Origin of the sequence: Streptomyces sp. NPDC056486 (genome assembly GCF_042795295.1) — a bacterium.
Taxonomy (GTDB): Bacteria; Actinomycetota; Actinomycetes; order Streptomycetales; family Streptomycetaceae; genus Streptomyces.
This window is the reverse complement of sequence record NZ_JBHTSF010000151.1, coordinates 1-21,035: the sequence shown is the minus strand read 5'-3', so window position 1 is coordinate 21,035 and position 21,035 is coordinate 1. Positions and strand designations below refer to the sequence as shown.

Sequence of the window (21,035 nt, the reverse complement as noted above, 5' to 3'; positions counted from 1 at the left end):
CCATGAAGGGATTCAGCCCGGCCGGCGTTCGTGTGCTACTTCGCGTCCTCTTCGTCGATCCCCAAGCCCGGCAGCAAGCCGGGAAGGATGGGGGGCACCGTGACGTCCGGCTTGGTCGGCGGGGACTCCTTTTCGGGGGCGTCGCCGTCCGACGGGCTGCTCGGGGTCGTGTCGGACTTCGGGGGGTCCAGGAGGCCGCCCGTGTTTCCGCCGAGCAAGCCGTCGCTCTCGCCCTTGTCCGGTGCCGACGGGTGGGGTTCGCCCTTGTCGGCGCTGGAGCCGTCCCGCGGCGATGAGTCCGGGGCCGAGGGACTGTCCGGGGCCGAGGAGCCGGAGGAGCTGCCCTGGCTCGGACGGCCGGGGGCGTCGCTCTTGTCCGGGGTGCGGGGGAACAGGGAGCGCAGGGGCTCCACTTCCTGGTCCATCGCGTCGAAGACCGAGTTCACCTGCTCGCCCACGTCGCCGAGCTGGACGGGCAGCCTGCTCTGCAGGTCGCGCCAGCTTCTGCGGTGGGACTCGGAGAAGGCGGACAGGGTCTGCATGGGACCGAGCGAGCCGTCCCGCTCGTACGCCTCGTGCAGCAGGCGGTGGCCCTCCGTGGCGTCGTGCCGCATGCCGGAGAGCGCACGCCTGATCTCGCCCAGGGATTCGTGGTCGAGGTCGCCGGAGCGGCCCCGCTCCATCAGGCGACGGGCTTCGTTCAGGCGTGTCGAGGCGTGGTCGAGATAGATCCCGCCCTTGTCGCTCTCGCCGTCGGCCATGCCGAGCTTGAGGTCCTCCATGCCGCGCTTCAGGCCGTACAGCGAATCGCCCGGCAGCGCGTCGGAGCTGGCCGCGGCCACTCCGCTGAACGCCCCCGCGGCCACGCCGACGGTGAGCCCGCCCGCGGCGATGCCCTTCGACAGCCTGGAGCGTGGCTTCAGTTTGCGCAGTCCCGTGGCCCGATGGGCGCCCTTGCGGGACCGCTGTTCGGGCACCGAGGTGCCGATGTTCCCAGCGCCCGCGGCCGTGCCCTCAAGGAGCATGGCTTCCATGGCGGCTACGAGCTGGGCCCGCTGGACCACTTTGACCTCGGGATCCAGCTCCGGCTTCGGCAGCTCGCCGAGTTCGGTCGCGAGGGTCAGCATCCGGTCCGGGGCCGTCTGTTCGGACGGTCCGGAATCGGGTGTGACGGAACCTTCGGACTGCTCGGCCGCCGGGTCCTGGTCGGATCGCTCCTCCAGGTCCTGGGCGAAGGCGTTCGCCCGCCGGTGTGCCGATACGTTCGCGATCACTGGCGGCACCTCCTCTCGTCATGACGATCGACTCCCTAGGGGGTCCTGAGGGTTGCACGACCTGAGCACTTCCACACGATCGAGTGAGCGGAGGTGTTCAGCGGCGACCACAGGGAGCCTGCATCCCGCACAACGAGCGTCGCGGCACTTGGGTTACGGACGGAGGATGATCGGACCGCCCAAATTCCGTGACGGCCATCTGGCCGCCACGGAGGGTGAGTTGAACACTCCGCACGGCTACAGAGGGCTATCGACGGTGTGCGGTGCTAGCGCGCGTCGTCCGGCAGGAGCCGGGCCAGTGTGCGGACCGCGCGGTACTGGAGGGTCTTGATCGCGCCCTCGTTCTTGCCCATCACCCGAGCGGTCTCGGCGACCGAGAGGCCTTGCAGGAAGCGCAGGGTCACGCACTCCTGCTGCTGGGGGTTGAGGCGTCGCACGGCATCGAGCAGTGCGGCATTGGAGAGGGACTCCAGGACGGAGTCCTCGGGGCTGCGCTCGACCTCGTTGGCGTCGAGCATTTCGCCGGTGGTCACTTCGAGACGGAATCGGCTCGATTTGAAGTGGTCGGCGACTAGATTGCGGGCGATCGTGACAAGCCAGGCGCCGAAGTCGCGGCCCTGCCAGGTGAACGTGCTGATGCGGCGCAGGGCGCGCAGAAAGGTCTCGCTCGTGAGGTCTTCGGCGGTCGCTTTGCCGCCGACGCGGTAGTAGATGTAGCGGTAGACCGTGTCGCTGTACTGGTCGTAGAGACGGCCGAAGGCGTCGGACTCGCCCGCTTGGGCGCGTTCGACGAGGTCCATCATGCGGGCGCTGTCGCTGTCCGCGGCGGGACGGCGGTGGGTGGGGGTTGAGGTGGCGGTAGAGGCGGAACGAGCCCGTCTGCTGACCGCCGCGCCGCTGTCCGCCAGGGCATAGACGGGCCCGGCGGGTGTGGGGACGGCAAATGCGGGGACGGCGGGGCCGGCGTACGCGGTGGGGACGAAGCCGCGCAAGCGGTCGGCGACCGTTGCGCGCAGCGTAGCCAGGCCCGAGGCGTCAACCCCGACGTGTGGGTACACGGGACTCCCAGAGGCAGAGCTTCCATCACGTGCAGTGCGGAACCGTTCACCCGTCGTAGCGACGTGTGGGGTCCGTAATGCGTCTGAGGAGAATAACGCTTCGTACAGGCAGCACTACACCCAGTTGCTCAAATCACCGATTACGTCGCTTCTGTAGCCGGTCGATGCCCGTTCAAGTAGCGGACAGTGATCGTTTGTTGATCGAAATGGTTCACATTCCGGCTAAGCGCGAGGCGTGTTGTGGTCGGGTGCTACCAACGTGACTGGCGGGAGCCCGGGCGGGGTAGGACCGAGAGAATGTTCAGTGGCGGCGGCGGTGCAGGGCGATGGCCGCGGCCGTACCGCCTGCGAGCGCGCCGACGCCCGCCGCGGCCGGGATGCCGACCTTGGCGGCCTTGCGGCCGGTGCGGTAGTCCCGCAGGCGCCAGTCCCGCTCCCGTGCGTGCTTGCGCAGTTTGGCGTCAGGATTGATCGCGTACGGATGCCCGACGAGCGAAAGCATCGGGATGTCGTTGTGCGAATCGCTGTATGCCGCACAGCGGGCCAGGTCCAGGCCCTCACCCGAGGCGAGCGCTCGGACCGCCTCGGCCTTCGCCGGGCCGTGCAGGGGTTCGCCGACGAGCTTTCCCGTATAGACGCCGCCCATGGACTCGGCGACCGTGCCGAGCGCGCCGGTCAGGCCGAGGCGGCGGGCGATGATCGTCGCCGTCTCCACCGGGGCGGCCGTGACGAGCCAGACCTTCTGGCCCGCGTCGAGGTGGGCCTGGGCCAGGGCGCGCGTCCCCGGCCAGATGCGCTCGGCCATGTACTCGTCGTAGATCTCCTCGCCGATGGACATCAGCTCGGCGACCCGGTGGCCCTTGACGATGGACAGGGCGCTGTCGCGGGCGTCCTGCATGTGCTCGGGGTCCTCGACACCGGCGAGCCTGAACCACGCCTGCTGCCAGGCGAATCGGGCCAGCTCCTGGCGCTCGAAGAACTTCCGCTTGTAGAGGCCGCGGCCGAAGTGGAAGATCGCGGCGCCCTGCATCACGGTGTTGTCGAGGTCGAAGAAGGCCGCGGCCTTGTCGTCGCCGACGACAGGGAACTCGGGCTCCTCCGGTTCATCGGGCGCGGCCTGAGCCGCCAGATCGTCCAGTGCCTCCAGTTCCTGGGAGGACTTGCGCGCTGCCTCAGCCGAGGCCTCGCCTGCCAACACGCTCCGCGCGGTGGCGGAGCGCCTACGGGGTGTGAGCCATCCGAGAGCGGCCATGTCGTGAGCATAGCTAGTTCGTTCGGTCGTTCCGGAGTCGGCAGGATTCGACGCTGTGAACTCTCCGCGACCGCACCGTTAAACAGGCGGGCGATCAGGCGGGCCGCGCGGCGCGTCGAGGGGGCGAGAATGGTGCCATGAGCCCGATTTTTCGCCGTACGGAGAAGAAGAAGCCCCAGGACCGGACGGTCACCTTGATCGGTAAGCCCGGCTGTCATCTGTGCGATGACGCACAGCTGGTGATCGAGAAGGTCTGCGGCGATCTTGGGGTCGCCTGGGAGAAGAAGGACATCACGCAGGACGAAGAGCTCAACCGCGCCTACTGGGAACAGATTCCGGTGGTTCTGGTGGACGGTGAGCAGCACACCTTCTGGCGCGTTGATGAAGATCGACTGCGCCGCGAGCTCGCTCCGTAGTCCGAATCGAGACTGACTGAGTAGTCCAAGTGGCCCGAATGGTCCCTTAGGATCGTGGGCGGTTTGGTCTCGGGGGCGATGATCGTGAGGAGAGTGTGCGGTTTTGCCCCCTTCAACTGAGCAATGCCGCCGCCTGCGCGCCGGTTCCAGGGAAGCGCGCCGGGGGCGCGTGACCCCGGTCACGTTGGCCGGGCAAATCGGACACCATCTTTGTGCACGCGTTCACAAAGACATAGCCTGCATTGGACGGGGCGGTCTGGGGACGTGTGACCGCCTGCAGCCCCGCTCTACCCGCAGGAGCACCGTGGCAACTGGCCGAACTCACCGACCGGCGACCCGCAGCCGAGGGATTCCCGAGGCCACCGTCGCCAGGCTTCCGCTGTACCTCCGAGCCCTCACCGCACTGTCGGAGCGCTCGGTGCCCACGGTCTCCTCCGAGGAGCTCGCGGCCGCCGCGGGGGTCAACTCCGCGAAGCTGCGCAAGGACTTCTCCTACCTCGGCTCCTACGGGACGCGCGGTGTCGGCTACGACGTCGAGTACCTCGTCTACCAGATCTCACGCGAGCTCGGCCTGACCCAGGACTGGCCCGTGGTGATCGTCGGTATCGGTAACCTCGGTGCGGCCCTTGCCAATTACGGCGGATTCGCCTCGCGCGGGTTCCGCGTCGCCGCGCTGATCGACGCCGATCCGGCCATGGCGGGCACGCCCGTCGCGGGCATGCCGGTGCAGCACACGGATGACCTCGAGAAGATCATCAGCGACAACGGCGTCTCCATCGGCGTCATCTCGACCCCGGCGGGCGCCGCCCAGCAGGTCTGCGAGCGGCTCGTCGCCGCCGGTGTGACCTCGATCCTGAACTTCGCGCCCACCGTTCTCTCCGTGCCCGACGGCGTCGACGTACGCAAGGTGGACCTCTCCATCGAGCTGCAGATCCTCGCCTTCCACGAGCAGCGCAAGGCCGGTGAGGAAGCGGCGGCCGACGAGGTCGCTCCGCCCGTCGCCGCCAAGCAGCAGCGGAAAGGACCCGACGGGGACGTCCCCGCCGTGATGCCGGCATGAGTCTCCTCGTCGTAGGGCTGAGCCACCGCAGCGCTCCGGTGAGCGTGCTCGAGCGGGCCGCCCTTGCCGCCGACGCGCAGGCCAAGCTCCTGCAGGACACCCTCGCCGCCGAGCCCGCGGCTGAGGCGGCCGTGCTCGCCACCTGCAACCGCATCGAGCTGTACGCCGACGTGGACAAGTTCCACGCGGGCGTCGCCGAGCTGTCGACCCTGCTCGCGCAGCACAGCGGTGTGGGCCTGGAAGAGCTCACCCCTTATCTCTACGTCCACTACGAGGACCGAGCCGTCCACCACCTGTTCTCGGTGGCCTGCGGCCTGGACTCGATGGTCGTCGGCGAGGGGCAGATCCTCGGCCAGATCAAGGACGCCCTCGCGCGCTCCCAGGAGCTGCACACCGCGGGGCGCCTCCTCAACGACCTCTTCCAGCAGGCCCTGCGGGTCGGCAAGCGCGCGCACTCGGAGACCGGCATCGACCGGGCCGGGCAGTCGCTCGTGACCTTCGGCCTCGAACAGCTCGCCGGACGCGAACCCGTCGAGACCTGGGCCAAGGGCAAGCGCGCCCTGGTCATCGGCGCGGGATCCATGTCCTCGCTCGCCGCGGCCACGCTCGCGCGGGCCGGGGTCCACGAGGTCGTCGTCGCCAACCGCACCCTCGACCGTGCGCACCGCCTGGCCGAGATCTTGTCCGAGGGCGGCACCGGCACCATCGCGCGCGCTGTACCGATGGACCAGGTCCCGACCGAACTGACACGTGCAGATGTCGCCGTGTCCTGCACCGGTGCCACGGGTCTCGTCCTGACCGCCGAGGCCGTCGCGGCCGCGGTCGTGGACCGTGCCGGAGCGCCCGCCACCGTGGGGGCGCCCCGCGCCTCGGGCGGCGGGACCGCGGTCGCCACCGCTCCGCGCGCCACCGGTACCTCCGCAGGCACCGACGAGGAGTGTCCGCTCGGCCTCTCCGGCGACGGAGCGGCCGTACCCCGCGGCGTCGGGTTCTCCGTCATGGGCGAGGACGCCGTGGCCGGAATGGACGCCGCGACCCTTGAGCAGCACGCGGCCTGGGTGGACAACGCACCCGCCGTGCGCCGCGACGACCCGCAGAGCGAGGCCGACACCATCGCCGCCCTCGCCGCGGCCGTGGCCACCGGCGGGCGGATGCCCGAGAACCGTCGCAGGCCCTCGCTCGTCGAGACCGGAAACGTCCTGCTCGCACTGCTCGACCTGGCCATGCCCCGCGACATCGACGGCGCCGCGCACCGCGTCGACGGCGTACGCCTCGTCGACATCGAGTCGCTCGCCGACGCCTCCGCGGACGCCCCGATGGCCGACGACGTGGAGCAGGTCCGCGGACTCGTCTCCGACGAGGTCGCCGCCTTCGGTGCCGCGCAGCGGGCAGCGCACATCACGCCGACCGTGGTCGCCCTGCGCACCATGGCCGCCGACGTCGTCGCGAACGAGATCGCGCGGCTCGACGGACGGCTCCCCGGACTTCCGGAGAAGGAGCGCGCGGAGATCACCCAGACCGTCCGCCGCGTCGTCGACAAGCTGCTTCACGCACCCACCGTGCGGGTCAAGCAGCTGGCGGGCGAGCCCGGCGGCGCCGGGTACGCGGACGCGCTTCGCACCCTCTTCGACCTCGACCCGCAGACGGTCGCCGCCGTCAGCAGGGCCGACAAGCTCAATGACTCTGACTCCAACGATCAGAACGCACCGCAAACAGACCCGAAACGAGGCCGGGCATGACCGAGAGGGCACTCAGGCTCGGGACACGGCGCAGCAAGCTGGCCATGGCCCAGTCCGGGCAAGTGGCCGACACAGTGAGCCGCGTGACCGGCCGCCCCGTAGAGCTCGTGGAGATCACGACGTACGGCGATACGTCGCGTGAGCAGCTGGCACAGATCGGCGGCACCGGCGTCTTCGTGACCGCCCTGCGCGACGCGCTGCTCGGCGGTGAGGTCGACTTCGCCGTGCACTCGCTGAAGGATCTGCCGACCGCGCAGCCGGACGACCTGGCCCTGGCCGCGGTTCCGCTGCGCGAGGACCCCCGCGACGTACTCATCGCGCGCGACGGGATGACCTTCCCGGAGCTGCCGAGCGGCGCACGCATCGGCACGGGCTCGCCCCGCCGCATGGCGCAGCTCAACGCCTACGCCCGCAACCACGGGCTTGCCATAGAGACCGTGCCGATCCGCGGGAACATCGACACCCGCATCGGATTCGTGCACAAGGGTGAGCTCGACGCCGTCGTGCTCGCCGCCGCCGGACTTCACCGCGTCGGCAGGATCGACGAGGTGACCGACTTCCTGTCGGTCGACACAGTTCTGCCCGCCCCCGGCCAGGGGGCACTGGCGATCGAATGTGCCGCGTCCAACGCGTCACTGACCGCCGCGCTCGCCGAGCTCGACGACCCGTACACCCGGGCCGCCGTGACCGCCGAGCGATCCCTGCTCGCCGCCCTGGAGGCCGGCTGCAGCGCACCTGTGGGAGCGCTGGCCGACCTGTTGGCCGACGGGCAGATTGTCAAGGAGATGCGCCTGCGCGGCGTCGTCGGGGCAACCGACGGCTCGACGCTGGTGCAGCTGTCCACCACCGGTCCCGTGCCCGAGACGCATGACCAAGCCTTGGCGCTCGGCCGTGAACTCGCTGCCGAGATGCTTGCCAAGGGCGCGGCCGGTCTGATGGGGGAGCGAGCACTTTGAGCCCCACCTCGAACCTTGCCGGCCTTCCCGCACACGGGCACGTCACCTTCCTGGGTGCCGGACCCGGAGATCCGGGACTACTAACGCTGCGCGCCGTAGAGGCGCTGGCCCGAGCAGACGTGTTGATCGCCGAGCCTGATGTGCTCGACGTCGTACGCGCGCATGCCAGGGGAGGTGTGGACACACCTCGGCCAGGGACAGTTGACGACGCGTCAGCGATCGCTGAAGCGTCGGCTTTGCGAGCCGCCACCAATCTTGTCATGGAGGCGGCACGGGGCGGCAAGCGGGTCGTACGTGCCGTCAGCGGCGACGTCGGCCTCGACACCTACGCCGCAGAGGAGATGCTCGCCTGCGCCGCCGACGGCATTCCCTTCGAAGTCGTGCCCGGCATCGCGGCGGCGGTCGGTGTACCCGCCTACGCGGGTGTTCCGCTGCGCGATGCCCATGGCACGGACGTGCGTTTCATCGACGCGCGCACCGCGTCCGACCGCTGCTGGAGCGAGGTGGGGGCGTCCGACGGGACTCTGGTCGTGTCGACCTCCCTGGACTCCGTGGCCGCTGCCGCCGGTGAACTGGTGTCGTGCGGGCGCAAGCCGGACACCCCGATGACGGTGACCGTCGCCGGTACGACGACACGTCAGCGCACGTGGACGGCGACCCTCGGCACGATCGCGCAGGTCCTCAAGCAGGCGAAGGTTCTCCCGTCGCCCGATGGGGGCCAGCCCGTCATAGCCGTGGTCGGCGAGCGGTCCGCCGCAGCCCAGCGCGACCAGCTCTCGTGGTTCGAGTCGAAGCCGCTCTTCGGGTGGCGGGTGCTCGTTCCGCGTACGAAGGAGCAGGCGGCCTCGCTCTCCGATCAGCTGAGTTCCTACGGTGCGGTGCCTCACGAGGTGCCGACCATCGCCGTGGAGCCGCCCCGCACGCCCCAGCAGATGGAGCGCGCGGTCAAGGGCCTCGTCACGGGTCGCTACGAGTGGATCGCCTTCACCAGCGTCAACGCCGTCAAGGCCGTGCGCGAGAAGTTCGAGGAGTACGGGCTCGACGCCCGTGCCTTCGCCGGGATCAAGGTCGCGGCGGTGGGCGAGCAGACCGCCGCGGCGCTGGTGGCCTTCGGCGTGAAGCCCGACCTGGTGCCCAGTGGTGAGCAGTCGGCCGCGGGTCTCCTGGAGGACTGGCCGCCGTACGACCCGGTCTTCGACCCGATCGACCGCGTCTTCCTGCCGCGGGCCGACATCGCCACGGAGACGCTGGTCGCCGGGCTCATCGATCTCGGGTGGGAGGTCGACGACGTCACCGCCTACCGGACGGTGCGCGCGTCGCCGCCCCCGGCGGACACGCGTGAGGCGATCAAGGGCGGCGGTTTCGACGCCGTGCTCTTCACGTCCTCTTCGACCGTGCGGAACCTCGTCGGCATCGCCGGTAAGCCGCACAACGTGACCGTCATCGCGTGTATCGGTCCCGCCACCGCCAAGACGGCGGAGGAGCACGGGCTCCGGGTGGACGTGATGGCTCCGGAGCCTTCCGTCCACAAGCTGGCCGAGGCGTTGGCCGAGTTCGGTACGCGGCGCAGACTCTCCGCCCTGGAGGCGGGGGACCCCGTCACCAGGCCGAGCGAGCGTCGGCCGGGGTCCCGCAGGAGGCGTGCGGCACCGTAGCCTCCGGCGGCGGACGGAATGCGGCGTACCGTAAATCACCGGCTTCGCCGAGTTCGTCCTCAAACGCCGGACGGGCTAGATCATTTCCCTGGCCCCGGCTGAGATCCTCAGCCGGGGCCGGAGTCTTTTCGTGAGGTGAGAGAGACAGTGACCACGTACGGATCGTTCCCCGGGGCGCGGCCCCGCCGGCTGCGGACCACGCCCGCCATGCGGCGCATGGTCGCCCAGACGCGGCTGCATCCGGCCGACCTGATCCTGCCCGCGTTCGTGCGCGAGGGAATCAGTGCCCCGGTGGAGATCGGCGCCATGCCGGGCGTCGTCCAGCACACCCGCGACAGCCTGAAGAAGGCCGCCGTCGAGGCGATGGAGGCCGGGGTCTCCGGGATCATGCTCTTCGGGGTGCCGGAGGAGGAGAAGAAGGACGCCGCCGGGACCGTCGGCACCGATCCGGACGGGATTCTCCAGGTCGCCCTGCGCGATGTGCGCGCCGAGGTGGGCGACGGCCTCATCGTCATGTCCGACCTGTGCCTCGACGAGTTCACCGACCACGGCCACTGCGGTGTCCTGGACTCCGAAGGGCGCGTCGACAACGACGCCACCCTGGAGCGGTACGCGGAGATGGCGCAGGTCCAGGCCGACGCGGGCGCCCATGTGGTGGCTCCGAGCGGCATGATGGACGGTCAGGTCGGCGTCATCCGGGACGCGTTGGACCAGGCAAGGCACGAGGACGTCTCCGTGCTCGCCTACACCGCCAAGTACTCCTCCGCCTTCTACGGCCCCTTCCGCGAGGCCGTCGGTTCGTCCCTGAAGGGCGACCGCAAGACCTACCAGCAGGACCCGGCCAACACCCGTGAGTCCCTGCGGGAGCTGGCGCTCGACCTCGAAGAGGGCGCCGACATGGTGATGGTGAAGCCCGCGGGGCCCTACCTCGACATCCTCGCGCGGGTCGCCGACGCCGTCGACGTGCCGGTCGCCGCGTACCAGATCTCCGGTGAGTACTCGATGATCGAGGCCGCCGCCGAGCGCGGCTGGATCGACCGTGACCGGGCGATCATGGAGTCGCTCACCGGCATCAAGCGTGCGGGCGCGAACATGATCCTCACGTACTGGGCGACTGAGGTGGCGCGGCAGCTCTGAGAGTCCTCCCCGGGCTGCTGGTTTGACCTCAAGTTTGCTTGAGGTTGCAGGGTGGTGTGCATCGACGTTCCGACGTTCCGACGTCTCGATGTTCTGAGGAGCACGCCATGCACGCTGTCGTCCTGCACGAGTTCGGCCCCGCCGAGAACCTGACGTACGAGACCTGGCCCGACCCCGTCGCGGGGCCGGGCCAGGTGCGGATCGCCGTGCGGGCGGCGGGAGTTCACTTCGTCGAGACCGTCATGCGGCGGGGTGCGGGGAGTGACATGGCGCCGCCGCTGCCCGAGCTGCCCTCCGTCTTCGGCGGTGAGGTCGCCGGGGTCGTCGACGCGGTGGGGCCCGGCGTGGATCCCGCGTGGCTGGGGCGGGCCGTCGTGACCCCGCGCAGCGCACCCGGCGGGTACGCCGAGCTGGCGGTGACCGAGGTCGCGCAGTTGCACGAGGTGCCGGACGGGCTCGGGTTCGAGGCGGCGGCGGCCATGGTGATGACCGGGGCGACGGCCATGGGGCTCCTGGACGCCGCTCGACTCACCTCCGACGACGTGGTGTTGGTGACGTCCGCCGCCGGTGGTGTCGGGCGGCTCGTGGTGCAGTACGCCCGTGCACTCGGGGCGGTCGTGATCGGAGCCGCCGGTGGGGCCGCCAAGGTCGAGGACGTCTGGGAACTCGACGCCGATCTCGCCGTCGACTACAACGAGCCCGGCTGGGCGGACGTCGTGCGTGAGCGGCTCGGCGGGCGGCAGGTGACGGTCGTACTCGACGGGGTGGGCGGCGAGAAGTCCGCCGCCGCGTTCGGGCTCATCGGTGAGGGCGGGCGTTATGTGGTCATCGGCTGGTCCTCGCAGGAAGGGTTCGAACCGGACGCGGGTGTGGTGGAGGAGCGGGGGATCACCGTCACCAACGCCCTGCTGCGGCTGATCGAACGGCCTGAGGAGGGGCCCGAGCACGAGCGGCGGGCTCTGGAGGCCGCCGCCAAGGGGGAGTTGGTGCCCTCGGTGCAGACGTTCCCGCTGGCTCGGGCGGCTCAAGCCCATGCGGCGATGGAGCGGCGCGAGACCACGGGGAAGGTCGTGCTTGTGCCTTAGCTCTGCTTGAGCAGGGTCACCAGGCGGGAGAGGCCGTCGGCTCCGTAGCCCTCCTCCACCGCGCGGTCGAGGAGTCCTTGGAAGGGCTCGAACGGCTCGGTCCGCAGGCCTTGTTCGGCGTACGCCTGAAGGGAAGTTGGGGAACGCCTCGCGGTTCATGGCGAGGTTGGACACGTCGGTGAAGTGCTGGTCGGTGTCGATCGCCTCGGCCGTTCCCGGCACGATTCCGTTCGTCATCGCGACGACGAACTCCTTGAGCAGCGGCGCGAACTCCCGGGCCGGGATGCCCTCGCTGCCGATCAGCGCGTACGCCTGGGCGACGCCCAGCGCCATCCCGTACATGCCGGACAGCAGGGAGAGGTCGTACAGCGCGGCGAGGCCGGGGTCCTTGCCGACCCACTTGGTGTCGGCCAGCGCCCGCAGCGTGGGGCGGTGCGTCTCGAAGGCGGCTTCGTCGGTGCCGCTGTAGAGGATGTACGCGCCGGGGGTCGCGATCATCTGGGGCACGGCCATGATTCCGCCGTCGATGTACGTGATGCCGTGGGCTGCCGCCCAGTCGGCAAGCTCCCTGGCCTGGGAGGGCGATCCGTTCGTGAGGTTCACGAGCGTGCGGCCCGCGAGGGCCTCCGCCTCCGGGGTGAGCAGGGCGCGGACGCTCTCGTTGGTGGTGAGGCAGACGACGGTGAGCGGGCTCGCCGTGACGGCGTCTCTCGCGGTGTCCGCCGGGGTCGCGCCCTGGGCGGCCAGGGGGCCCGTCTTGGCGGCGGTGCGGTTCCACACGGTGGTGGGGTGGCCCGCCTTGAGGAGCGCGGAGGCGAGCGCGCTGCCCATGAGGCCGAGACCGAGGACAGTTACGGGGGACTGTGCGGGCTGTGCGGGCATGGTTGTGGGACTCCGATCGGAGGCGTGTGGTGGGAACGCCTTCGATCCTTGCCGTGCACGGGGAAGCGGACAAGTACCCACTTTTTTGTGCGTACTTACCGGGAGGTTGGTGGGAGGCCGGTGGGAGGCGCCGGGGAGGCGGGGGTTCCGGCGTTCCAGGGCGACGTTCCAGGGTGGCGGTATTTCCGCAGGTCAGTTGGGTGGAAGCATTCCAGCATTCCAGATCGGCCGAGGTTCCTTGTGCCGGTCGGACCGGGGCTGTTTCGCTCTTGGCCGTGCCGCAGCGGCACGCCGTTCGAACCACGCTCTTTCCTGATTCTCGGGGGCTCCACTCTTATGAAGTTCACGCGCACCACAACCCGTTCGATCCTCGCCGGTATCTCCCTCGTCGCCGCGCTCACGCTCACCGCGTGCAACGAGGACGACGGCACGGGGGTGAGGGACTCCGCGTCCTCGGCCGCGTCCGAGTCGTCGTCGGGCGGTTCGGAGCAGGGCGGCGGCGAGGAATCCGGCGGGAAGGACTCCGGTGGGCAGGGCACGTCCGCCGGGGCCGGTTCCGACGAGGGCAGCAAGCTCGGAAAGTGCCGCGCCGACGACCTGGACATCACGGCGCAGGACAGCACCATCGACGGCGACAACGACGGCACCGTCGCGGTGACGCTGACGAACGGCAGCGGCGAGGAGTGCGCGATCTCCGGGTACGCGGGCGTCGACCTGAAGACCAGCGAGGGCGATCTGTCCGCCGAGCGCACCGGTGAGCAGCCCACCCCGGGCACCCTCAAGGACGGGGAATCGGTGTCCTTCGGCGTCAACTACCCCATGAACGACTCGGGCGGCTCCGGCGTCAGCGTCACGAGCCTGGTGGTGACCCCGCCGGACGACACGAAGTCCGTCACCCTCGAATGGCCGGGGGCCAAGACCCTGCCCGTCACCGACGGCGCCGGATCCCCGGTCAAGGTCGGCCCGATCGGCAGCGCGGGCCAGGGCGAGTCGAGCTGACCCGCCCCTGACCTGACGTCCTGGAGCTGCCCCCGGCCTCGTTGTGCCCCCGCACGAGGCCGGGGGCGTTTGTCGTTCCCGGGGCTCCTGGGGTTCCCGGGGGCCCCGGCCTCGCTGTCAGCGGGCAGTGCTCACCACATCAGCGCGTCCGACGCCGACGACTGCCAGTACGTGACGAACGCCGAGTCGTCCACGTACACGCCGCCCGCCGGCAGCTTGGCCGCCGCCGTGCCGCCCGCGCCGCCGTTCATCCCGCGGTTGGAGAAGAGGACGCCCAGCTTGTCGGCCTGGTAGCCGTTCGAGCCCTCCGGCGACGACGTGGCGATGCCCGCGTACGCGCTCTGGCCCGGCTCCAGCGTGACGACCGCCTGCGGCACGCTGTCCTCAAGCCACACCGTGGCGGCCTGCGCGTCGTCGAAGCGGAGGTACGGTGCGCCGTACGCGTAACACGTCTTCGTGCCCGTGTTCTTGGCCTTCAGGAGCAGGTGGTTGATGGGGTTGCTCACCTGCTCGACGGTCACCTTGGTGGTGGCGGCGGTGCAGGTGACCGGCGCCGACTTGGCGGCGGGCGTCGCGGCCGAGGCAGCGCTGCCGAGCGCGGTGAGCGAGAGAGCGGCGGTGAGGGCCGCAGTGGCGGCAGCGGCTTTGATGGTGAGTCGCATGGCTGGTCTCTTTCGGTGTGACGGGGGAGACGTGAGTCGCGCCCAAAGGCCCCCGGATGCGGCGTGCTTGGATGGCCCAGAGCTTGTGCGGGGTTCTGTCCCGGCGGCCAGTGCGGCACGGCAGTTGGGGACGTTGGGACGTTCGTACGGCCGTGATCTGCGGAAACTCCGTTCCTCGGAACGGATGGACGGGATGGGAGAGAGCGTGGGGGCGGGCGATCTCGCGGAGTTGCTGCGAGAGATGAAGGAGAGGTCGGGGCTCAGTTACGGGGCGCTGGCCAAGCGGTTGCATGTGTCGACCTCGACGTTGCACCGATATGTGAGCGGTTCGGCCGTACCGACGCAGTTCGCTCCGCTGGAGCGGTTTGCCCGGGTGTGCAAGGCCTCGCGGGAGGAGATGGTCGAGGTCCACCGGCGGTGGATCCTGGCTGACGCGTCGAGAGGTGACCGCAAGGAGAGCGAGTCCTCACCTGCTGCCGCGCCCGACGCCGTGGCTGCCCCCGACCCCGGTGGCCCGGCCTCAGATGCCCCGGCCTCCGGTGTCCCGGCCTCCCGGGAATCGGCTGCCCCGGCCTCCGACGCCGCGGCGCCCGGCATCGTGATCGGCCGGGCCCCCACGGCGGGGCGGCGCGAGGGGAGACGGCTGCCCAGGGCGCGTGTGCTCGTCGCCGCCGGTGTCGTTCTCGCGCTCGGAGCCACCGCCGTCGCCGTACAGGCAGCCGACCACGGCGGCGACCGTGACCGCGTGGCCACCGACTCCCCGAGTGCTTTCGACGGCGGGAAGCAGGGCCCGGACGGCGCCAAGTCCCCTTCGCCCTCCGCCAAGGAGTCAGGCAAGGAGTCCGGGAAGGGCAAGGCGGGCAAGGAGGCGACGGGCTCCGAGAAGCCGGACGGCAAGGGCGGGGGCAAGGGCTCCGGGAGTGAGACCGGGGCTCCCGCCACCGGGGGCGGCGGCAAGGGTGGGGCCGAGGGCGGTGTCCCGATGACCGTCTCCACGCAAGCCCAGTACTGGGACGATCCCTGCGGCCACCCCTACCTCGTCGACAAGGCCCCCGGCGACCTCTCCCCGCCCCCCAACGAGCAGGACGCCCCCGGCTGGGTGTCCGCGAACGGCGCGGTCTCCGCCCGGGACCAGACCGTGAAGCTGACCGTCCAGGGCACGGGCAAGGACACCGTCGTCCTGGAGTCCCTGCACGTCCGCGTCGCCACGACCAGCGCGCCGCTCGCGTGGAACAACTACAAGATGGGGTACCTCGGCGTCGGCTGCGGCGGCAACGTGCCCCGGCACTCCTTCGCCGTCAACCTGGACGCGTCGGTGCCGCGCCCGGCTCCGCTGGAAGGGGACAGCGGCTTCCCCTACACGGTGAGCGCGAGCGACCCCGAGGCGTTCTACATCAACGCGACCGCCAACACCCGCTACGTGCGCTGGTACTTGGAGCTGGAGTGGTCCAGCGGCGGCCGGCACGGCACGGTGCGCATCGACGACACGGGCAAGCCGTTCGCCACGAGCGGCGACAAGGGCCGTTCCGTCTACGCGTTCTCGCTCAACAGCAAGAAGTGGACCAAGACGAATCGCGAGAACGACAACGTGCCGGACCCACCGGCGTAGGGGCGCGGCATCAGGGCGGGTGCGGTGCTCGGTCCAGTCCGTATTCCGGAATGGTGCGTGTAAGCGGCACGCAGGTCCTTACGCTGCCGGGAAGCAAAGGAGCCGCAGATGACCGTCACCGACGCCCCCGTTCCTGCCCCCGCCCCCGTTCCCGTCCCCGTCCCCGCGGGCCAGGGCGGAGACCAGGCCCAAGGCCCGGCCCCCGTCCCCGCGTTGGCGGCCCGTGCCGCCGCCGTCGGGGGCTCACCCGTACGGGAGATCCTCGCGGTCACCGCGCGCCCCGAGGTCATCAACTTCGCGGGCGGGCTTCCGGCGCCCGAGCTGTTCGACGCGGCGGGGGTCGCCGCCGCGTTCCAGGCGGTCCTGACGGCGACGCCCGGCACGGCGCTGCAGTACTCCACGACGGAGGGCGAGCCCGCTCTCCGTGCCGCGATCGCCGCCAGGACAGCGGTGCGCGGGCTGCCCACCGACGCGGACGACGTGCTCGTCACCACGGGCTCGCAGCAGGCGCTCTCGCTGCTCGCGACGGCGCTCGTCGAGCCCGGGGACACCGTCCTCGTCGAGGACCCCTGCTACCTGGCCGCGCTTCAGGCCTTCGCCTTCGCGGGCGCCCACGTGGTGCCCGTGCCGTGCGACGAGGCGGGCATCGACCCGGCCGCGCTCGACGAACTCGTCGCCGCGCACCGGCCGAAGCTGCTCTACACCGTCCCCACCTTCCAGAACCCGACCGGCCGCACGCTGCCCGCCGATCGGCGTGCGGAGATCGCCGCCGTGGCTGCGCGGCGCGGACTGTGGATCGTCGAGGACGACCCGTACGGGGAGCTGCGGTTCGAGGGCGGGCGGGTGCCGTGGATCGCGACGTACCCGGGGGCAGAGGACCGCACCGTCCTCCTGGGCAGCTTCTCGAAGGTGATGGCGCCGGGCCTGCGGCTCGGCTGGCTGCGGGGGCCCGCGGCGCTGCTGCGGGCGTGTGCGGTGGCCAAGCAGGCGGCGGATCTGCACACGCCCACCGTCAACCAGCTTGCCGCGGCACGGTACTTGGCGGACAACGACCTGGACGCGCACGTGGCCCGTGTCGCGGGGGCGTATCGCGAGCGGCGTGACGCGATGCTTCTGGGCCTCGCTGACGCGTTGCCGCACGGCTCTTCCTGGGTCCGGCCGGAAGGCGGCATGTTCGTCTGGGCGACGCTGCCCGCGGGGTACGACACCGGGGCCTTGCTGCCCGAGGTCGTCAGGCATGACGTGGCGTACGTGCCCGGGGCCCCGTTCTACGCCGGGGAGCCCGACTCCGCCACCCTGCGGATGTGCTTCGTGACGCAGTCCCCCGACGAGATCGCCGAGGGACTGCGGAGGCTCGGAGCCGCGCTGGGCGGCTGACGGGGCTCAGAGGCGCTCGGGGGTCCTGATGCCGAGCAGGGCCATTCCCTGGTGCAGAGTGCGGGCCGTGATGTCGCACAGGAACAGACGGTTCTCGATCTGCGCCGGGGTGTCCGCCTTCAGGACCGGGCACTTGTCGTAGAACGTCGTGTAGAACGACGCCAGTTGGTACAGGTACGCGGCCAGCTTGTGCGGTGCGTACTCCCCGGCGACCTCGGCGACCGTCTCCGCGAACTGGTCGACGTGCAGGCCCAATGCCCGCTCGGCGGGGGCCAGTTCGAGCTCCGGGTGCGCCTGCGGCCGTACGTCGCCCGCCTTGCGCAGGATCGACTGGATACGGGCGTACGCGTACTGGAGGTACACCGACGTGTCGCCGTTCATCGACACCATCTGGTCCAGGTCGAACTTGTAGTCGCGCACCGCCGACGTCGACAGGTCCGCGTACTTCACCGCGCCGATGCCCACCTGGGCGCCGCGCTCGGCGATCTCCTCGTCCGAGAGGTCCTGGGCCTTCTCGCGCACGATGGCCGACGCCCGCTCGATCGCCTCGTCGAGGAGGTCGATCAGGCGTACGGTCTCGCCCTCACGCGTCTTGAACGGCTTGCCGTCCTTGCCGAGGACCGTGCCGAAGCCGAGCTGTACCGCCTTGACGCCGTCCGTCAGCCAGCCCGCCCTGCGAGCCGTCTCGAAGACCATCTTGAAGTGCAGGGACTGCCGCGCGTCCACCACGTACAGGAGCGTGTCGGCCTTGATGTTGAAGACGCGGTCGCGGATCGCGGAGAGGTCGGTCGCCGCGTACCCGAAGCCGCCGTCGGACTTCTGGACGATCAGCGGGGACGGGTTGCCGTCCGGGCCCTTCACGTCGTCGAAGAAGACGCACAGCGCGCCGTTCGACCGGACCGCGACGCCGGACTCCTCCAGCATGCGGCAGGTCTCCGCCAGCATGTCGTTGTAGCCGGACTCGCCGACGATGTCCTCGTCGTGGATCTCCACGTCCAGCTTGTTGAAGACCGAGTAGAAGTAGACCTTCGACTCGTCGACGAACCGCTGCCAGATGGCGAGGGTCTCGGGGTCGCCCGCCTGGAGGTCCACGACCCGGCGCCGGGCGCGCGTCTTGAAGTCCTCGTCGGAGTCGAAGAGCACCTTCGACGCCTTGTAGACGCGGTTGAGGCTGGACATGGCCTCTTCGCCCGCCGCCGTGTCGTCGGAGCCGTCCGCGGCCTTGTGGCCCAGCTCGTCCGGGTGCTCGATCAGGTACTGCACGAGCATGCCGAACTGGGTGCCCCAGTCGCCGATGTGGTGGCGGCTGACCACCTTCTCGCCGGTGAACTCCAGGATCTTGACGACGGAGTTGCCGATGACCGAGTTCCGGAGGTGGCCGACGTGCATCTCCTTGGCCACGTTCGGCTGGGCCCAGTCGACGACCGTCGTGCCGGCCTTCTCCGCGAACGGCACGCCGAGCCGGTCGCCGTCGGCGGCGCGCGCGGCGAGGTTCTCGGTGATCGCCTTGTCGGTGACCGTCACGTTCAGGAAGCCGGGTCCTGAGACCTCGACGTCCTTGATCATGCCGTCGTCGGCGGGCAGGGCGTCCACGACCTTCGTCGCGAGCTCGCGCGGGTTCGCCTTCGCCTTCTTGGCGAGGGCCAGGATCCCGTTGGCCTGGTAGTCGGCCCGGTCGCTACGTCGCAGCAGCGGGTCGGCGGTGCCGGCCTCCGGCAGGGCAGCCGAGAGGGCGTCCGCGAGGCGCTGGTGGACGGAGGCGGTGAGGGACGTGACCGAGGCCATGGAGTGGATGCCGTTCTCCTCGAGGTGCAGATAGACCCGGCAAGTATCCCATGCAAGGAAAAGCGGTTTTCGCGGTTACGGGTGGAGCTGGGAGAATGGGTCCGTCAAGCGGTACCAGCGGTACTCACGTAGGACCAGCGGTACTCGCGTAGAAGAAGATCAGAAGAAGAGAGAGGCGTGCCGATCGTGGCTCAGAGCACCGATACCACCGACTGGGTCTCCCGCTATGCGGACGAGGTCATCTCCGAGTCGGAGCGTCGTGCCCCGGGCAAACCGGTCGTCGTCGCCTCCGGGCTCTCCCCTTCGGGCCCCATCCACCTGGGCAACCTCCGCGAGGTCATGACCCCGCACCTGGTCGCGGACGAGATCCGGCGGCGCGGGTACGAGGTCAGGCACCTGATCTCCTGGGACGACTACGACCGGTACCGCAAGGTCCCGGCAGGCGTCCCCGGCATCGACGAGTCCTGGGCCCAGCACATCGGCAAGCCCCTCACCTCCGTGCCCGCCCCGGCCGGGTCCGCGTACGCGAACTGGGCCGAGCACTTCAAGGCGGCCATGACCGAGGCGCTCGACGAGCTCGGCGTGGAGTACGACGGGATCAGCCAGACCGCGCAGTACAACGCGGGCGTCTACCGCGAGCAGGTCCTGCACGCGATGAAGCACCGCGGTGACATCGACGCGATCCTGGACCAGTACCGGACCAAGAAGGCCCCGGGGAAGTCGAAGCAGTCGCAGAAGCCGGTCGACGAGGCCGAGCTGGAGGCCGCCGAGGGGTCCGGCGCCGCGAGCGAGGACGACGGCAGCGGTGGCGGCAGCGGGTACTTCCCGTACAAGCCGTACTGCGGGGCGTGCGAGAAGGACCTGACCACGGTCACGTCGTACGACGACGAGAGCACCGAGCTTTCGTACGTGTGCGCGGACTGCGGGCACACCGAGACGGTGTGGCTGAGCGAGTTCAACCGCGGCAAGCTGGTCTGGAAGGTCGACTGGCCCATGCGCTGGGCGTTCGAGGGCGTCATCTTCGAGCCGAGCGGCGTGGACCACTCGTCTCCCGGGTCGTCCTTCGTGGTCGGCGGGCAGATCGTCCGCGAGATCTTCGACGGCGTGCAGCCGATCGGCCCCATGTACGCCTTCGTCGGCATCTCGGGCATGGCGAAGATGTCGTCCTCCAAGGGCGGCGTGCCGACCCCGGCCGACGCGCTGAAGATCATGGAGGCGCCGCTTCTTCGCTGGCTGTACGCGCGCCGCAAGCCGAACCAGTCCTTCAAGATCGCCTTCGACCAGGAGATCCAGCGGCTCTACGACGAGTGGGACAAGCTGGACGCGAAGGTCGCGGACGGCTCCGCGCTGCCCGCCGACGCCGCCGCGCACTCGCGTGCGGTGCGCACGGCCGCGGGTGAGCTGCCTTCGACGCCGCGTCCGCTGCCGTACCGGACGCTGGCGTCCGTCGTGGACGTGACTGCGGGCGCGGAGGACCAGACCCTGCGGATCTTGCGCGACCTGGACCCGTCGGACCCGATCTCGTCTCTCGACGAGGCGAGGCCGCGGCTCGACCGTGCCGAGAACTGGATCACCACCCAGGTTCCGGCCGACGCGCGCACGATCGTGCGGGCTGAGCCGGACGTGGAGCTGCTCTCGTCCTTGGACGACGAGGGGCGTGAGTCGCTGCGGCTGCTTCTGGAGGGCCTGGACTCGCACTGGTCCCTCGACGGCCTTACGCACCTGGTGTACGGGGTGCCGAAGGTGCAGGCCGGGTTCTCCCCGGACGCGACGGCGAAGGAACTCCCTCCGGAGATCAAGGTCGCCCAGCGTTCGTTCTTCGCGCTCCTGTACCGCCTCCTCGTGACCCGGGAGACGGGTCCGCGACTGCCCACGCTGTTGCTCGCCGTGGGCGCGGAGCGGGTGCGCAAGCTGTTGGGCGCGTAGCGGTTACGCAGATAGGGGCGCCGTCCAATTGCTTGGACGGCGCCCCTTCGCGTGCCGGGGCGGGCCGGGGGCCGGGCCGGTGGCTTCGGGGCCGTCTGTCTTTGCGTGCCGCGGACTGAACCGCCGCTTCGCGGCGGGGGTTTTAACCCCCCCCCCCCCCGAA

General features: G+C 70.2%; 16 protein-coding genes and 1 pseudogene. 11 read left to right on the top strand and 6 right to left on the bottom strand.

Annotated elements, in window-relative coordinates; translation table 11 throughout:
* Nucleotides 1-35: 35 nt before the first annotated feature.
* The 3 genes from ACFQ7F_RS37170 to ACFQ7F_RS37160 form a co-directional block, all read right to left on the bottom strand.
* Entirely contained in the window at nucleotides 36-1,274 is a 1,239-nt protein-coding gene (locus tag ACFQ7F_RS37170) for a DUF5667 domain-containing protein (protein ID WP_383280830.1), read from the bottom strand.
* A gap of 266 nt (nucleotides 1,275-1,540) precedes the next feature.
* Nucleotides 1,541-2,332: an ECF subfamily RNA polymerase sigma factor, BldN family gene (locus ACFQ7F_RS37165; protein ID WP_383280827.1), complete on the bottom strand. Its 792-nt coding sequence runs from the start codon at nucleotides 2,330-2,332 to the stop codon at nucleotides 1,541-1,543.
* A 301-nt stretch (nucleotides 2,333-2,633) separates the two neighbouring features.
* Nucleotides 2,634-3,584, bottom strand: coding sequence for an HAD family hydrolase (locus ACFQ7F_RS37160; RefSeq protein ID WP_383280825.1), 951 nt, complete (start codon nucleotides 3,582-3,584; stop codon nucleotides 2,634-2,636).
* Nucleotides 3,585-3,721: 137 nt separating this feature from the next.
* Between ACFQ7F_RS37160 and ACFQ7F_RS37155 the strand changes: the two genes are divergently transcribed.
* The 7 genes from ACFQ7F_RS37155 to ACFQ7F_RS37125 all read left to right on the top strand — a co-directional run bounded on the left by ACFQ7F_RS37155 (nucleotide 3,722) and on the right by ACFQ7F_RS37125 (nucleotide 11,632).
* Nucleotides 3,722-4,000 carry a glutaredoxin family protein gene (locus ACFQ7F_RS37155; protein WP_383280822.1) on the top strand — a complete coding sequence of 93 codons (279 nt, stop codon included), beginning with the start codon at nucleotides 3,722-3,724 and terminating at the stop codon, nucleotides 3,998-4,000.
* 304 nt (nucleotides 4,001-4,304) lie between these two features.
* Complete coding sequence (locus ACFQ7F_RS37150) at nucleotides 4,305-5,060, top strand: redox-sensing transcriptional repressor Rex (protein ID WP_383280819.1); 756 nt, start codon at nucleotides 4,305-4,307, stop codon at nucleotides 5,058-5,060.
* Nucleotides 5,057-6,799 carry a glutamyl-tRNA reductase gene (locus ACFQ7F_RS37145; RefSeq protein ID WP_383280816.1) on the top strand — a complete coding sequence of 581 codons (1,743 nt, stop codon included), beginning with the start codon at nucleotides 5,057-5,059 and terminating at the stop codon, nucleotides 6,797-6,799. Before ACFQ7F_RS37150 ends, ACFQ7F_RS37145 begins: the two co-directional genes overlap by 4 nt.
* Nucleotides 6,796-7,755 (top strand): hydroxymethylbilane synthase, encoded by a 960-nt coding sequence (gene hemC, locus ACFQ7F_RS37140; RefSeq protein ID WP_383280814.1) that lies wholly within the window; start codon nucleotides 6,796-6,798, stop codon nucleotides 7,753-7,755. The genes ACFQ7F_RS37145 and hemC overlap by 4 nt, the downstream gene beginning before the upstream one ends.
* On the top strand, nucleotides 7,752-9,410 hold the full coding sequence (locus ACFQ7F_RS37135) for a uroporphyrinogen-III synthase (RefSeq protein ID WP_383280811.1): 1,659 nt from the start codon (nucleotides 7,752-7,754) through the stop codon (nucleotides 9,408-9,410). The genes hemC and ACFQ7F_RS37135 overlap by 4 nt, the downstream gene beginning before the upstream one ends.
* A 147-nt stretch (nucleotides 9,411-9,557) precedes the next feature.
* Nucleotides 9,558-10,547, top strand: coding sequence for a porphobilinogen synthase (gene hemB / locus ACFQ7F_RS37130; protein ID WP_383280808.1), 990 nt, complete (start codon nucleotides 9,558-9,560; stop codon nucleotides 10,545-10,547).
* Nucleotides 10,548-10,654: 107 nt separating this feature from the next.
* Nucleotides 10,655-11,632, top strand: a complete 978-nt coding sequence (locus tag ACFQ7F_RS37125) for a zinc-binding dehydrogenase (protein ID WP_383280806.1) — start codon at nucleotides 10,655-10,657, stop codon at nucleotides 11,630-11,632.
* Nucleotides 11,633-11,839: 207 nt separating this feature from the next.
* On the opposite strand, the pseudogene ACFQ7F_RS37120 reads toward ACFQ7F_RS37125, so the two are convergent.
* A pseudogene (locus ACFQ7F_RS37120) lies at nucleotides 11,840-12,463 on the bottom strand (NAD(P)-dependent oxidoreductase); the annotation flags it as partial.
* Nucleotides 12,464-12,850: 387 nt separating this feature from the next.
* Between ACFQ7F_RS37120 and ACFQ7F_RS37115 the strand changes: the two are divergent.
* Nucleotides 12,851-13,513 carry a DUF4232 domain-containing protein gene (locus ACFQ7F_RS37115; RefSeq protein WP_383280803.1) on the top strand — a complete coding sequence of 221 codons (663 nt, stop codon included), beginning with the start codon at nucleotides 12,851-12,853 and terminating at the stop codon, nucleotides 13,511-13,513.
* A gap of 131 nt (nucleotides 13,514-13,644) precedes the next feature.
* On the opposite strand, the gene ACFQ7F_RS37110 is transcribed toward ACFQ7F_RS37115, so the two are convergent.
* On the bottom strand, nucleotides 13,645-14,175 hold the full coding sequence (locus tag ACFQ7F_RS37110) for a DUF4232 domain-containing protein (protein WP_383280800.1): 531 nt from the start codon (nucleotides 14,173-14,175) through the stop codon (nucleotides 13,645-13,647).
* 193 nt (nucleotides 14,176-14,368) lie between these two features.
* Here ACFQ7F_RS37110 and ACFQ7F_RS37105 point away from each other — a divergent pair, with 193 nt between their 5' ends.
* Complete coding sequence (locus ACFQ7F_RS37105) at nucleotides 14,369-15,784, top strand: helix-turn-helix domain-containing protein (RefSeq protein ID WP_383280797.1); 1,416 nt, start codon at nucleotides 14,369-14,371, stop codon at nucleotides 15,782-15,784.
* Nucleotides 15,785-15,892: 108 nt separating this feature from the next.
* The gene (locus ACFQ7F_RS37100; RefSeq protein ID WP_383280794.1) at nucleotides 15,893-17,161 is read left to right on the top strand and encodes a PLP-dependent aminotransferase family protein; all 1,269 of its coding nucleotides are present in this window, start codon (nucleotides 15,893-15,895) and stop codon (nucleotides 17,159-17,161) included.
* Nucleotides 17,162-17,167: 6 nt separating this feature from the next.
* Here ACFQ7F_RS37100 and argS read toward each other — a convergent pair whose 3' ends face one another.
* Nucleotides 17,168-18,946: an arginine--tRNA ligase gene (argS, locus tag ACFQ7F_RS37095; protein ID WP_383280791.1), complete on the bottom strand. Its 1,779-nt coding sequence runs from the start codon at nucleotides 18,944-18,946 to the stop codon at nucleotides 17,168-17,170.
* 177 nt (nucleotides 18,947-19,123) lie between these two features.
* Here argS and lysS point away from each other — a divergent pair, with 177 nt between their 5' ends.
* On the top strand, nucleotides 19,124-20,872 hold the full coding sequence (gene lysS / locus ACFQ7F_RS37090) for a lysine--tRNA ligase (RefSeq protein ID WP_383280788.1): 1,749 nt from the start codon (nucleotides 19,124-19,126) through the stop codon (nucleotides 20,870-20,872).
* Nucleotides 20,873-21,035: the final 163 nt, after the last annotated feature.